We start from the raw sequence: 13,714 nt of genomic DNA on the forward strand, positions 1-13,714 counted from the left end.
ACACGACAGGAGGAAACGCCTTATGCAGTCCATATCGCAATTGCTGGATCAGTACAAAATCCGATTCCCTGCACGCATGGAAGAGAAGGTACAGGAACTGGTAGCTACAGGCATGATCGAAATGGAAGCACGAAGCCATATTCGGCTGAAAATCGCGCCCGGCATCATAGTGGATCATATTCCGACACTGAACAGGGAAGTGCAGCAGCCGGTCAGCTCCCAGCTTCGGGAGCGATTCAGCTATGCCGGCAGTTGGCAGGATCTGGGCGAGCATCTGCTGGACCCTGTACAGATGAGCGAACTGCTGCACCAACCTCATTTTCGTGAATGGATTACCATGATGCGGGAGCACCGGGAAGGCAGTGCCCCTGCCCTTTACCCGGATGAGCAGCTATCTGTCCTGTCCGTGATGAATGAAGAGAATGGGGATTATACTCTGCTGGTCTGGCCGGAAGAGACTGCCGAACCGCAGGTATGGCGATATTCCAGTCAGCAGGAGCAGCAATTTGTTGATCTGAAGCACTGGCTGAAGTGGATGAATGGTATCCCTATTTGAACGGATCGAGCTCTATCCATCCGTGCCGATCGGCAATTTCGCGTATACGCGATTGCTGCGCTGCTGCTTCACGCGCCGCCTGTTCTGCCGGATATTCGGCAGAACCGCCCAGTAGGGACAACTTGCTCAGATCCATTAGATGCAGCAATCTTGCGTTCGCTTCAGCGACTTCATCCTGATGCTGAACCGCTTTTTCGATATAATCTGTGTGCAGAGTCTCTCCTTTCAGGAAGCGGCTCTGCACTTTTTGTTTTACCTGTACGACTGCGGCTTCTCCTGTCTGCACAGCTTGTTCTACAGCAGCTACAGCCTGCTCGCGGATCGCTTTTCCCTGTTCCTGTCCGGTGGACAACTCCGCCTGCAGAATCAAGGCATATTCGATCCAGGTCCAGTAATCATAATTATTCTCAAAAGGAACGCTGGTTAGCGGCTCTACAATCGGGCGAGCGATATCCGTCTTATCGAGTGCATATAGCAGCCAACCCAATCGGACATACGCTTCCAGTTCTCCTTTGGCTGTTCGTCTGGAACGGGCAGGAATCTTGGCCAGATAATCAGCAGCCTCGGCATTGTCACAGATAATGGCTAGAGCATCTTTGAGCTTCATGAATAGTATTCCTCCTTGGCTATATAACGATACTGCTGTTCATTATACAATAGCCTGTCCTGTTCGGCAGTTTCTTGTCCTAGACATCAAGGGAATGCTTTTGCTGCCTGATCATGATCCCAGCTCCTGCACTGTCTACTTGTTCAGATCTGCTTGGGCAGCCATTTGCCATACTGCTGACGCAGCCGATGAAGTTCTTCACTGCGCTGCATCGCCTGCTGTTCCTGAGATTTACCTACTGCCACAATCAATGTCTCCAACAGCACGAGCGGCGCTGCCATGGAATGAAATTCCCACACTTCACCTCGGGCAGTATACAATGCTACATCTGCCTTACGCCTCATATCACTGACAGCCAGATCGGTTACCAGAATCGTGCGGCAGCCAGCTTCCCTGGCATAATCCAGCAGGGAAGCCAGTTCCGGCGATTCGGAGACGAATCCGAACAGCACTACCGTATCTCCTGCCTGCATATGGATAAAAGACTCCAGCAGTTCATGACCGCCATAGTCTATCGTACGCACCTGATTACCAAACCGGGTTAACCGGAATTCCAATAGTGACGCCAGTGCACGAGCTGAGCCCGGACCATAGATATGCACAGTACCCGCTTCGACTAGAAATTGCACCGCCCGGTCGAAAACATCCTGCTCCAGCCGATCTGCGGTCTGCTGCAGATAGGCGGTTGTATCCATCATCTGCGCGGAAGCACTGCCCTGCTCTTCCATACGGTCAAATGCGGATTGCAGCTTGCGGGAGGGAGATACCAGCCCTTCTTCCTTGACCCGATACTTGAATTCCTTGAGATTGCGGCATTCAATCTCCGCCCAGAAACGGGAGACAGTAGAGACGCTGACTTTGCAGGCAGCTGCAATATCCTCCTCCACCATAAAAGGAATGCCTTCGATATTTTTGATAATATAATCGGCTACCCGCTGATGACTGCGGGACAGCCTATTGCTGGCAAATGTAAGTTCCATGGTGCGACCCTCTGCTTTCTGTCCATAATCATTCTGTCATCTCGCTATCTATCATCTGCCTGTATTGCTGCCATATCCACCATCTGTACAATACGAGGAGATTAGTGATACGCAGAAATACCTGTTGATGATGCAGAATGCTATACAGGCTGCTGCCTGAAATAAGGCACAGCCTGTATAGCATCTTTTGCTTAGTTCGGTGAGTCGGTTACTTCGACTTTTTTCTTGAGCAGCTTTTTCACTGCATTGGCAGCGCGTACCTGCAGATGTAGCGAAGGGGAAATGGTACGTCGGCAGAGCCCATCCTGAATCGCCTGGCGAATATCCGCCACGGTCTCGTACGTACCCGGCAGCTCGTTGAATACGCAGCCTACCTGGAACATCTGGTGGGCATCACTGCCCGCAACCACAGGTACTTGATGCTGCTCTCCGAGTGTGAGTACTTTGGCGATATTTTCCTGAATACCGATCTCATGCAGATCCTTGCCGTTCAGGTCAAAAGCATCGAACCGGCGCAGCAGCTCCGGTGCTACATGATATAGATGATTGGATTCACGGAATGGATGTCCTCCGATCACCATCAGACCGGCTGGATGACACAGATCGAACAATCCTTCGAGCGGAATAAAGTGCTCCGGCGAGGTATAGCTTTCCAGTGCCTGGCGCACATTCAGCAGCGCCTCCTTGGGTCCGCTCACCAGAATATGCCCACCTTCTGCGACATCCACTTCCATTCCCGTGAAGATGCGGAAGCCATCACGGTCATAATAATGTCCATTACACGGTAGATGCTGATCCAATGTGCCATATACCTCGTCAAAGCGACGGGTGTTGAAATGCTCGGTCAGAATAATCGCATCCAGGCCGTGCATTTTGGCTTCATCCAGAATGGTATAGAAATGCTCCATTGAGAAGTCTGTTTTTTTGGACAGTTTGGCATGAATATGAAAATCAATTTTCATTATAAATTCCTCCATAACGTTACATGCAATAAGTAGATTATTACAGCTTGTTAATTTACATAGATGGATAACTATTACCCGGTAGCCGGATGAATAGTATTGCGATGATCCATCAGGCCCGAATCATCTCTCTGGTGGGTGTAATTGGACGAACTCCTGGCAGCCGTACACCGCTGCCTTGGTTATATAGATTCATATGTTCCGGATTCAGTGTGATATATACGGTCTCTCCACAGCTATATTCTGCGTCCCCAAGCACGCGAGCACTCAGCTCGCTGCCCTCTGTCATCAGCTTGACCAGTGTCTCGGCTCCTGCCGGGAAGACGGCTTCGACCACGCTGGGAACCGATTGCGGCACATAGCTGCGATGCAGCTGAATATGCTCCGGCTTGATCGTCAGGATAACCGGCATTGTCTCTGTCAGCGTTATTCCCTCCAGCGGAAAGGAGCATACCGGCGAACTCAGGTAACTCCGTCCGCCATCTGTTGCAATCAGCTCGGCAGACAAATGATTCGTATCCATTCCACCATTGCCGAAGAAATCAGCAACCTGTAGTGTAGCCGGACGCTGATATAGTGTCTGCGGACGATCCAGCTGCACAATCTCACCTTCAAAAAACACGGCAATCCGGGTCGACAGGGTCAATGCTTCCTGCTGATCATGGGTTACATAAATAATTGTCGCTCCCAGTTCACGGTGTAGCCGCTTGAGTTCGGCTCTCATCTCGACACGCAGCCGGGCATCCAGATTGGATAGCGGCTCATCCAACAGCAGCACCTGCGGCTCGGTAACAATCGCTCGGGCAATCGCTACCCGCTGCTGCTGTCCACCGGACAATTCGCCCGGATAACGCTCTGACAGATCGGCGATACGTACCTTAGTCAAGGCCGCCATGACTTTCTCACGAATCTCGGTTTTGGACTGGCGCCTTACCTGCAGACCGAATGCTACATTCTCATAGACCGACATATGCGGCCACAGGGCATAGCTCTGGAACACCAGACTGAGTCCTCGCTTGGCAGGGTCCATATGATAAGCAGTCTCTCCATTGGCTACTTCCCTGCCGTTCAGCACAATCGTGCCGCCATCTGCTTTTTGCAGACCGGCAATCGTACGCAGCAGTGTCGTCTTGCCACAACCAGATGGACCGAGAAAAGTCATAAAGTCTCCCTGCTCGATCGTCAGGTCGATGCCTTTCAATATACGTTTGCGACCCATATTCACCTGGATTCCCTGCAGTTCAATTGCATTCATCTTATTGCCCTCCTATCCCTGTGGTCAGATCCGCCTTGCCGTATTTAGTCGCCAGATAATATACCAGAATTACTATCGCGATCATGATCATTAGCACTACGTTGGTCAATTGGGTATAACCCTTTTCCACATATTCAAATGTTAATGTTGTCAGTGTCTCGGTCCGCGGCGTGACCAGCATGATGATCAGTTCGGTCTCCTTCATGGCTCCGATAAACACAAGCAAAAAGGCGGATAGCAGACTTTTACGGTTCAGCGGCAGCAGAATCCGGCGGAACCGCGTCCACCAGGAAGCTCCACTGATCTGGGCGGATTCTTCCAGTTCACCGCCAATCTGCATGACCGATGCGCTGCCTGCCTTGACGGTAAAAGGTAGCTCTTTGACGACCGTAATCAGAATAATCAGCCAGACGGTACCGTACAGCGCCGGCACGATAAAATGCGGCTTGGCGAACATCGTAATATAAATGGCCGACAGTGAAATCCCCGGAATGAGATACGGGAAAAAGGATACTTGATCCACCATACGCCCGATCCATGTCTGTTTGCCTCTGGCAGCTACATAGCCGAGGATCAGACCGACCACGGCAGCAATAACCGAAGAGATCGCAGCAATCCAGAGCGAGTTGCGCAGTGCCAGCAGGAAAATGGGATTCTGCAGCACACCCTTTTCACCGGAATTAATGCCACTTATCGAACCGCCAAGCCAGTAATGCAAGGTCCAGTTGTCGACTGTGTAGACGCCCTCACGCAGCATGAATGTCTGCACCAGCAGAATCAGCAGCGGCACTACCGATACCAGTGTCATCAACACGACAGTGACTACTGCCATCGGTCGACGCAGCCGGCCCAGTGGCATCAATGTCTTGTGGCTGTCCTTGCCAGTGACCGTGACGAAGCTTCGCTGACGGCCGACAATCCGGTGGTTCATATAGATCATCAGCATCGAGATCAGCATCAGCATCAGACTGAGCACATGCGCTTCGGTCGTCAGTCTGGCCCGCATACTGGAATAGAGCATCGTCGAGATCATATAGAAATCAACCGGTGTACCCAGTATCGCCGGTACGCCGTACGAACTGATCGCCCGGGTAAACGTCAGAATGAATCCCGACAGAATCGCCGGCAACATTAGCGGAAAGACGATCCGGCGCAAAATGCGCGCACGGCCTGCTCCGCTCATACTGGCAGCTTCCTCCAACTGGCTGTTCATCGAGCTAAGCGCAGCACCAACCAGCAGGAAAAAGTACACACTGTCATGGATCGACAGCGAAGCCACAATCGGTACGAATCCATAAGCCAGCCAGTCTGGCGTACTCATATGAGTGAGCGACTGCAGAATACCCGGCGTCCCGCCAATTTTTTCGTTTTTGAAAAAAGTCAGCCAGGCTTGCGCGATAACCCAGGATGGCAGCAGATACGGAATTACCGCGAGAAAGGTAATGCCTTTTTTGAAAGGAAGATCTGTACGGGTAACGAGCCAGGCGAGTCCACAGCCAAGCACCATCGATATAAACGATACGGTGACAGCCACCGCCGAAGCGTGCAGAATCGGCTTGTAAAACAGGGACGGACTAATCTCGCTCGCCAGCACCCGCTGCCAGTGATAAAACGTAAAGTGCCCCGGATTGGCTGCTGCAGTAATCCGCATATCCTGCTGCTTCCAGACAAAGGTCGCGATCAGAATCTCGATGACTGGCCAGATAATCGTATAAGCAAGGAACAGCAGTCCGATCGTTCCGATCAGGTTCACCGGATTGCGCAGCCAGCCCGTCACCTGATTCCACAGACGGCTACGGTTTCGTTTTAGGGAGATGGGCTGTAATGATTTGCTGGACATCCGGCTCCCCTCCTTTTTGAGTTATTTGATGTAGATATAGTTGAAGCATCGAAGCTGCCCCAGAGTCAGAATTACATTTCTCCGTGGTGCAGCTTCAACAGGCTGCGATTATTTTTGCTGAATCCAGAAATCACGCACCTTGGGCGAAGTCATGTACAGCGTATCCGCGTCATAATCCCACAGATTCAGCTGTTCAAAACCAACCGGATTCTTGGTCTTCACATCCGAACGCGGTACCCATGATCCGACTTCGTTAAAGGCTGCCAGGCCTTCGCCCTTGCCATCCTGCTCGCCCATCATCCAGCGGATAAACAGCTTGCCTGCTGCCTGATGGGGTGCTTTGTTCGCAATATACAGATAGCCCGAATCAGCTACCGAAGTTTTCGGCTGAATATCATAGATCGGCTTCACATCCCAGCCATTCTCTTCGACTTTGGATACATCCCCAGAGACAGCAATCCCGACAGCACCACTGGCTGTTTTGCCGATCGCATCGAGTACATCATCACTGCCTTTGAGTACAGTCAGCCCGTTAGCGAATAGCTGACGGATAAACTCGTAGCCGGCATTTTCTGTACCATTCAATTGAATATCCTTGCCAAATTTCTGCTTGTACGCAGCTGCCATATCATCACTATGTATGACCATCGTGGTGAACAAATCCATAAATGCCGGAGAACTGAGCGGATCCGCAACATAGACTTTGTTTTTGAATTCCGGTGTCGTCAGATCCCACCAGTTGGTGACTGGAGTCTGTTTGTAATAATCCGTATTGTAGAAAATCGTCCGGAACTCGGCATAGTTGGCATAACCGGGTGCCTTGGTACGATAAGGCTCGTCTACCTTGGGTGCGATATCATCCGGCAGATATTTGAGATAGCGTCCCTGCTCGACCATTTCCTTGCCGACAGCACCGCTCACTTCCTTGGTAATGATCACATCGGGATTGAATTGTCCGGCATCCTGTTCATTGGTGACCTTGTCCATCATCTCGTCGGATTTCACCTTGCTCACTTCTACTTTGACGCCCGGGTATTTTTTCATAAAAGTCTCGGCAGCATCATTGGCACGGCCGGAGGTGGAGTATACGACTACTTTGCCTTCCTGCTTGGCCTGGGTGTAGAGCTGATCTACTGTTTCATTCGTCGTTACTGCCTGAACTTTCTGTCCACTCGCTGCTGCTTCGGTTCCTGCATTGCCGCAAGCCGATAACAGCAGAGCAGGCACGAGCAGCAGAGACAGCAGGCCTGCAGGTTTGATCCATTTGGGGTTCATCGATCCGTTGTTCATAAATTCCTCCTGGAATAATGATAAATGGCATCCTCCGGCATCGCTGTTCTGCAGCTGCCGCGTGCGCCGCTTTCCTTATTCATATTAGGCAGGAAGTGTAAGAAGATGATTAACGAAGATGACTATTTTGGTAAAAAATTATCTTTTTATGTATTTATGATATTTTTCTATCAAAAACAAAAAAATGCCTATACGCTTCTTTTGAAGAGAAACGTGCAGGCATCTATAACGAGTCATTCTCGATCGTCTTATCGCTAACTTCGTAGGATGGTATACGGTCGTCTATACAATTTTGTTTTTAGTGAGTATTATCATGCCATCAGATTGCGGTTGATATCCTCAAGGCTATGCCAACCATTTGATTCAATCACTTCGTTGAAAGCAGCTTCCCTTTATGTGACGGACTTCTTGGAGGAATGTATTTGCTGTCGGTAAGCCCTGGGAGTAAGTCCGTATTTCTTTTTGAACAAAGTAGCCAGATAGGCTGGATTCGGCATTCCTACTTCTATCCCGATACGGGAGATTGTTTTGTCTGTTTCCCGAAGCAACTCTGCCGCTTTGCGCAGACGTATAGATTGAAGATAGCCGGTTGGTGAACAGCCACGGATTTCCTTGAACGAACGCTGCAAATGAAACGGACTCAGATTCGACGCCTGCGACAGTTCTTCGAGATTCAGTTTCTCTGCATACCTCTGTTCGATCAGTGCAGCGATGCCTTGCACCCATTCCTGACGCGGCGGCTGCAGTTGATCCGGCTGGCATCGCTTGCAGGCATGAAAGCCGGCTGATATTGCTTCCGTACCCTGTCGGAAGACTCTGACATTCTCGCGATTGGGTCTGCGCGATCTGCAAGATGGTCGACAGAAAATACCGGTAGTCCGAACAGCATAAAAGAACACACCATCATAAGCAGCATTATTTTGGATAATTGCCTGCCAGTAGTCTTCCGTCAATTCAAGACCATGATCATTCAGCATACAGCACCTCCTCTTTCTCCTTTTATACTTCTATAATACGCGATTTATACTACTTAGAAATACACGCAACCTATTTATGAACAATAGGTGTCCACAGGGAAAAGCAGGCTTCTAGCGACTTTTTTCTTCTTTTTGTGCAAACGTTACCTTTTATTTAATCTACTTACTCTTTTATAGTTTACTTAGGTATTTAGTTTCTGATTCTTTTGACCGATATAGTGCAAGTAGTAACATTCTATGTCAAGTCTCGTCAGAGCAGGGGGAGTCCGTTTGAGTACACATTGGAAATGGAGCAATTTGAAGATCGGCATGAAGTACATGCTTGTTTTCGCTCTCGTATCGGTCATCTTTTTATCATCTGTAGCAGCTACCTATACCGTACTGCAGACAGCCAGGAATACGATGGAGACATCCAGCATGAAGAGCTGGGGCGCCATGAGTATCTCTGAGCTGCTGTCGTTGTACAACCAGAAATATAATCATATTCCGGAATACATTTTGTTATCCGATGATCGTATTTTAACGAATTATCTGGATGACAGCATGAAATTCACAGAGATTGCCAAACAAACCAAGACGCTGCTGAGTCTGGAGCAAATACAGACGTTTAATCAGATTCTGGAGAACAACGACAAGCTGGATCAGTATTTCTTCAGCACGATTGTTCCCAATGTACAAAATATTAATACCCAGAGCTTCGGCAAGCTGCAGGCTGATGCCGAAAAATTAAAGTCACAAACGATGGAAGCTGGTAATCAGCTAAAAGAAGTCGCCAGCCGTGAGAGCGGTCTATCGATCGAACAGACCAAAGCTGGCATGACCAGCACCGTGACGCTGCTGATCGTATCCGGCATTGCCTCTATTCTGATCGGCTTTATCCTTATGTACCTGATCAGTCGCAAAGTAAACAAAGATTTGAACAAAGTCGTTCAGGCCAGCGACCGAATCGCAGAAGGTCAGCTGAACAATGAACCCCTCGTCTATACAGGCAATGACGAGATCGGGATGCTGTCCGATTCCATCAATCGCATGGGTGCTTCTCTGCAGAACATGATCCGCGAAGTACAGATACTGGCAGGCGAAATGGATACGCATGGAACGTCCTTGTCCAATGTATCCGGCAGAGTGAAAGAAAACAGCGAGCAGATCGCGATTACTATCGAGGAACTCGCTTCCGGTGCCAGCAGCCAGGCTACCGAAACAGCCGATATCGCCGAGAGTACCCAGCAGTTTAGCGGACGGCTGGATCGTGCACGTGCACACAGCGAAGAACTGGTTACCTTCTCCGGTGAAGCACTGAATGCGTCTGTCAAAGGCGATCATCAGATGAAAGCTTCCCTGGAACAGATGAATGTCATCAACCACGTCATGAACCGCTCGGTGGACAAGGTCGCCAGTCTGGAAGCCAAGACACACTCGATCACCGAGATTACCGATGTGATCAAATCGATCGCCAAGCAGACCAATCTGCTGGCACTGAATGCTTCGATTGAAGCAGCACGTGCAGGCGAAGCCGGCAAAGGATTTGCTGTCGTTGCCGGAGAAATCCGCAAACTGTCCGAAGAAGTATCCCGCTCGGTTGAAGATATTACCGGCGTGATCAGCGATATCCAGCAGCAGTCTACCGTGATGTCCGAAGAGCTGAAGCAAGGATATGCAGAAGTGACCGCCGGTACAGAGAAGATCGAAATCACCGGACAATATTTTGCAGAGATCAAGCAGTATATTGAAGATATGACTGGACGTGTTACGGCGATCTCCGACACGGTACAGCATGCACAGGGCGCGAGCAATCAGATCAATGAAGCGGTCAACAACAGTGCAGCCATTTCCGAAGAATCCGCTGCCGGTGCCCAGCAAATCTCGGCTTCCGTACACGAGCAGAGAGCTTCTATCGACCATATTTCCAGCAGCGTCTATCAGCTCAAAGAAATGGTCGAACGAATGAATACCATGATCGGACGCTTCCATCTGTAGACGAAGCCGATACCGGGAGGATACCAAATGAAGAACACCAGAATACTGCTCGGCACCATGCTGCTGGCGACCACTGTACTCGCTACAGCCTGTGGCCCGGCACCCGCTGCTACTACCGCGGATGCAACCAAAGTCAAACTAACACCGGATGACAAACCTTATGTAGGCTTCGTACTGGATACACTCAAAGAAGAACGCTGGTACAAAGACAAAGCCCTGTTCGAGAAAGCAATCCAGGATCAGGGCGGCCGTGTCAAAACGCTCGCAGCCAATGGACTGGACGATGTACAGGTCAAGCAGGCGGAACTGCTGATTCAGGAAGGCGTCGATGTACTCGTCGTTGTGCCTCATGATGCCGAGAAATCCGCTGCTATTGTCGAGAAGGCACATGCTGCCGGTGTCAAAGTGCTTTCTTATGATCGTCTGATCAAAAACGCCGATGTGGATTATTATGTGTCTTTTGATAATGAAAAAGTCGGCATGATGCAAGCACAGGAAATCGTCAAACGTCAGCCAACCGGTAATTATGCCTATATTGGCGGTGCCGAGACTGATAATAATGCCGTACTGTTCCGTCAGGGAGCGATGAGTGTACTGAAACCACTGATCGACAAAGGGACTATTCATCTCGTCTACGATAAATATACCGAAGGCTGGGACCCGGCAACTGCCGAGAAAAATATGGCTTCTGCGCTTCAGCAAAACGGCAACAAGATTAATGCAGTCGTTGCTGCCAATGATGGAACAGCAGGTGGTGTCATCAACGCTCTTCAGGCTGCCGGAGTAAGCGGAGTTCCTGTATCCGGACAGGATGCTGAACTTGCCGGTGTGCAGCGCGTTGCCAAAGGCACGCAGGCTATGACCATTTACAAACCCATCACAGCTATCGCCAAGCAAGCCGCCGATATGGCACTGCAGATCGCTAACGGTACGGCAATCCAGACCAACAACAAGGTGAATAACGGCAAGATTGATGTGCCTTCCACCCTGCTGGAGCCTACTGCTGTGACCAAGGACAATATCCGCGATACGGTTGTTAAGGATGACTACCTCAAAGAAGCCGATATTTACGGAACGAAATAATAACTTCATTTATCTGATTGAAACGAAATACAAAAAAGCACTACAAGCTGACAAACCAGCTCGTAGTGCTTTTACTTTGAATCTGCAGAAGAATGATTGGACTATCCTTACACCATCACTTTACAAATATCGTTCGTGAACTCAACTGGGTCCTGAATCGGCAGGCCTTCGATCAGCAGAGCCTGGTTGTACAGCAGGTTGGTATATAGGCCCAGTTTCTCTTTGTCACCTTCATAGGCTTTTTTCAGGGACTGGAAGACTTCGTGATTTACGTTGATTTCCAGTACTTTCTCGGCTTTGACATCCTGGCCGTTTGGCATCATTTGCAGGATCTTCTCCATCTCGATCGACAGATCGCCATCGGTAGACAGGCAGACCGGATGGGATTTGAGGCGTTTGGATGCTTTGACGTTTTTGACTTTGCCGCCCAGTGTCTCTTTCATTGCGTCGAACAACTCTTTGTTGTCATTCTCTTCCGCTTGCGCCGCTTCGTCTTTCTCGTCCGGCTCGATACCAAGGTCGCCGCTGGAGACGGATTTGAATTCTTTTTCTTTGTATGCAGCAATCACTTTAAGTGCAAACTCGTCGATATCGTCGGTCAGGTAGAGAATCTCGTAGCCTTTGTCCGATACCATCTCGGTCTGCGGCAGCTTCTCAATACGCTCGATAGAATCGCCAGCTGCATAGTAGATATACTTCTGATCTTCCGGCATACGGGATACGTACTCATCCAGTGTCACCAGCTTCTTCTCTTTGGACGAATGGAACATCAGCAGATCCTGCAGATCGTCCTTGTGCATGCCATAGTCATTGTACACACCGAATTTGAGCTGACGACCAAAGGAAGCATAGAACTTCTCGTAATTCTCGCGCTCGTCACGAATCAGACTTTGCAGCTGTGACTTGATCTTGTTCTTGATATTTTTGGCGATCAGCTTCAGCTGGCGGTCATGCTGCAGCAGCTCACGGGAGATATTAAGCGACAGATCTTCGGAATCCACCATCCCTTTGACAAAGCTGAAGTAATCCGGCAGCAGATCGCCGCACTTGTCCATGATCAGCACGCCGTTGGAATAGAGCTCCAGGCCTTTTTCGTACTCTTTGGTATAGTAGTCAAACGGTGTATTTTCCGGGATAAACAGGATCGCGTTATACACGACAGCTCCGTCTGCACTGATATGCACATGCTTGAGCGGCTTGTCGAAGCCATAGCGTTTCTCCTGATAGAAGTTGTTGTAGTCTTCGTCGGTCAGTTCGCTTTTGTTTTTGCGCCAGATCGGGATCATGCTGTTGATGGTCTGTTCTTCGGTATAATCCACGTATTCCGGTTCTTTGTCTTCGGCATCGCCTTCCTGCTTGTCGGCAGGGCGGCTGCTGGTGATATCCATCTTGATCGGATAACGGATAAAGTCGGAATATTTCTTAATAATCGCGCGCAGACGATATTCTTCCAGATATTCGTCGTACTGATCATCTTCGGTATTGTCCTTGATCGTCAGGATAATATCGGTACCGACTGTATCTTTGTCGGCCGGTTCGATCGTGTAGCCGTCTGCTCCATCGGAATACCAGCGGTATGCCTGATCACTGCCGAGCGCGCGTGTAATTACAGTCACTTCATCTGCCACCATAAAGGCTGCATAGAAACCAACTCCGAATTGACCGATAATATTGTGTCCATCCTGCGCTTCGTTTTCCTTTTTAAAAGCCAGCGAGCCGCTCTTGGCGATAATTCCCAGATTGTTCTCCAGCTCTTCCTCGGTCATCCCGATCCCTGTATCGGAAATCGTCAGGGTTCGTGCTGCTTTGTCCGGTGTAATTTTAATAAAGTAATCCTCTTTGTTAAATGTCAGCTGATCATCGCTCAGCGTTTTGTAATAAATTTTGTCGATGGCGTCACTCGCATTGGAGATCAGCTCCCGCAGGAAAATCTCACGGTGCGTATAAATGGAGTTGATCATCATCTCCAGCAGACGCTTGGATTCTGCCTGAAATTGTTTTTTTGTCATAATGATTATTGCTCCCTTCACGAATATATGTAAGTGATGATGCACACGTCTGAAATTAGTCTGTTTAGCACTCGGTTAATCAGAGTGCTAAACCCTATCTTTTATATATCACACCCTTATTTTGGCTGTCAACGTTAAGTGAGCCGCTGGCATCATTCATTAATTAACTGAACTATTA

Annotated in this window: 11 protein-coding genes; 3 read left to right on the forward strand and 8 right to left on the reverse strand. The window is 49.4% G+C overall.

Features of this window, described 5'->3' with window-relative positions:
- Window positions 1–22 precede the first annotated feature (22 nt).
- Entirely contained in the window at window positions 23–556 is a 534-nt protein-coding gene (locus WH46_RS21205; protein ID WP_046228255.1) for a hypothetical protein, read from the forward strand.
- On the opposite strand, the gene WH46_RS21210 is transcribed toward WH46_RS21205, so the two are convergent.
- From WH46_RS21210 to WH46_RS21240, 7 genes are all read right to left on the reverse strand, one after another.
- Window positions 549–1,163: a DUF6707 family protein gene (locus WH46_RS21210; protein ID WP_046228256.1), complete on the reverse strand. Its 615-nt coding sequence runs from the start codon at window positions 1,161–1,163 to the stop codon at window positions 549–551. The two genes, WH46_RS21205 and WH46_RS21210, sit on opposite strands and share 8 nt — an antisense overlap.
- A gap of 143 nt (window positions 1,164–1,306) precedes the next feature.
- The gene (locus WH46_RS21215) at window positions 1,307–2,143 is read right to left on the reverse strand and encodes a MurR/RpiR family transcriptional regulator (protein WP_046228257.1); all 837 of its coding nucleotides are present in this window, start codon (window positions 2,141–2,143) and stop codon (window positions 1,307–1,309) included.
- Between the two features lie 191 nt (window positions 2,144–2,334).
- Window positions 2,335–3,105: a PHP-associated domain-containing protein gene (locus WH46_RS21220; protein WP_046228258.1), complete on the reverse strand. Its 771-nt coding sequence runs from the start codon at window positions 3,103–3,105 to the stop codon at window positions 2,335–2,337.
- Between the two features lie 112 nt (window positions 3,106–3,217).
- Complete coding sequence (locus tag WH46_RS21225; RefSeq protein WP_046228259.1) at window positions 3,218–4,360, reverse strand: ABC transporter ATP-binding protein; 1,143 nt, start codon at window positions 4,358–4,360, stop codon at window positions 3,218–3,220.
- A gap of 1 nt (window position 4,361) precedes the next feature.
- A complete protein-coding gene (locus tag WH46_RS21230; RefSeq protein ID WP_046228260.1) occupies window positions 4,362–6,200 on the reverse strand; it encodes an ABC transporter permease in 1,839 nt (612 codons plus the stop codon).
- 108 nt (window positions 6,201–6,308) lie between these two features.
- Window positions 6,309–7,490, reverse strand: a complete 1,182-nt coding sequence (locus tag WH46_RS21235) for an ABC transporter substrate-binding protein (protein ID WP_046228261.1) — start codon at window positions 7,488–7,490, stop codon at window positions 6,309–6,311.
- 392 nt (window positions 7,491–7,882) lie between these two features.
- Window positions 7,883–8,464, reverse strand: coding sequence for a bifunctional transcriptional activator/DNA repair enzyme AdaA (locus WH46_RS21240; RefSeq protein ID WP_046228313.1), 582 nt, complete (start codon window positions 8,462–8,464; stop codon window positions 7,883–7,885).
- Between the two features lie 273 nt (window positions 8,465–8,737).
- On the opposite strand from WH46_RS21240, the gene WH46_RS21245 reads away from it, so the two are divergent.
- A complete protein-coding gene (locus WH46_RS21245; protein WP_231584397.1) occupies window positions 8,738–10,444 on the forward strand; it encodes a methyl-accepting chemotaxis protein in 1,707 nt (568 codons plus the stop codon).
- 27 nt (window positions 10,445–10,471) lie between these two features.
- Window positions 10,472–11,527 carry a sugar ABC transporter substrate-binding protein gene (locus WH46_RS21250; protein WP_046228263.1) on the forward strand — a complete coding sequence of 352 codons (1,056 nt, stop codon included), beginning with the start codon at window positions 10,472–10,474 and terminating at the stop codon, window positions 11,525–11,527.
- Between the two features lie 107 nt (window positions 11,528–11,634).
- Here the strand turns inward: WH46_RS21250 and htpG are convergent, their stop codons facing one another.
- Window positions 11,635–13,536: a molecular chaperone HtpG gene (gene htpG, locus WH46_RS21255; protein WP_017811752.1), complete on the reverse strand. Its 1,902-nt coding sequence runs from the start codon at window positions 13,534–13,536 to the stop codon at window positions 11,635–11,637.
- Window positions 13,537–13,714 lie beyond the last annotated feature (178 nt).

The organism is Paenibacillus dauci (assembly GCF_000971985.1).
GTDB classification, from domain to species: Bacteria; Bacillota; Bacilli; order Paenibacillales; family Paenibacillaceae; genus Saccharibacillus; species Saccharibacillus dauci.

Bases quoted from the DNA above. Each gene is read 5' to 3' on its own strand.
- WH46_RS21205 (WP_046228255.1), top strand. From the start codon at position 23: ATGCAGTCCATATCGCAATTGCTGGATCAGTACAAAATCCGATTCCCT.
- WH46_RS21210 (WP_046228256.1), bottom strand. From the start codon at position 1,163: ATGAAGCTCAAAGATGCTCTAGCCATTATCTGTGACAATGCCGAGGCT.
- WH46_RS21215 (WP_046228257.1), bottom strand. From the start codon at position 2,143: ATGGAACTTACATTTGCCAGCAATAGGCTGTCCCGCAGTCATCAGCGG.
- WH46_RS21220 (WP_046228258.1), bottom strand. From the start codon at position 3,105: ATGAAAATTGATTTTCATATTCATGCCAAACTGTCCAAAAAAACAGAC.
- WH46_RS21225 (WP_046228259.1), bottom strand. From the start codon at position 4,360: ATGAATGCAATTGAACTGCAGGGAATCCAGGTGAATATGGGTCGCAAA.
- WH46_RS21230 (WP_046228260.1), bottom strand. From the start codon at position 6,200: ATGTCCAGCAAATCATTACAGCCCATCTCCCTAAAACGAAACCGTAGC.
- WH46_RS21235 (WP_046228261.1), bottom strand. From the start codon at position 7,490: ATGAACAACGGATCGATGAACCCCAAATGGATCAAACCTGCAGGCCTG.
- WH46_RS21250 (WP_046228263.1), top strand. From the start codon at position 10,472: ATGAAGAACACCAGAATACTGCTCGGCACCATGCTGCTGGCGACCACT.
- htpG (WP_017811752.1), bottom strand. From the start codon at position 13,536: ATGACAAAAAAACAATTTCAGGCAGAATCCAAGCGTCTGCTGGAGATG.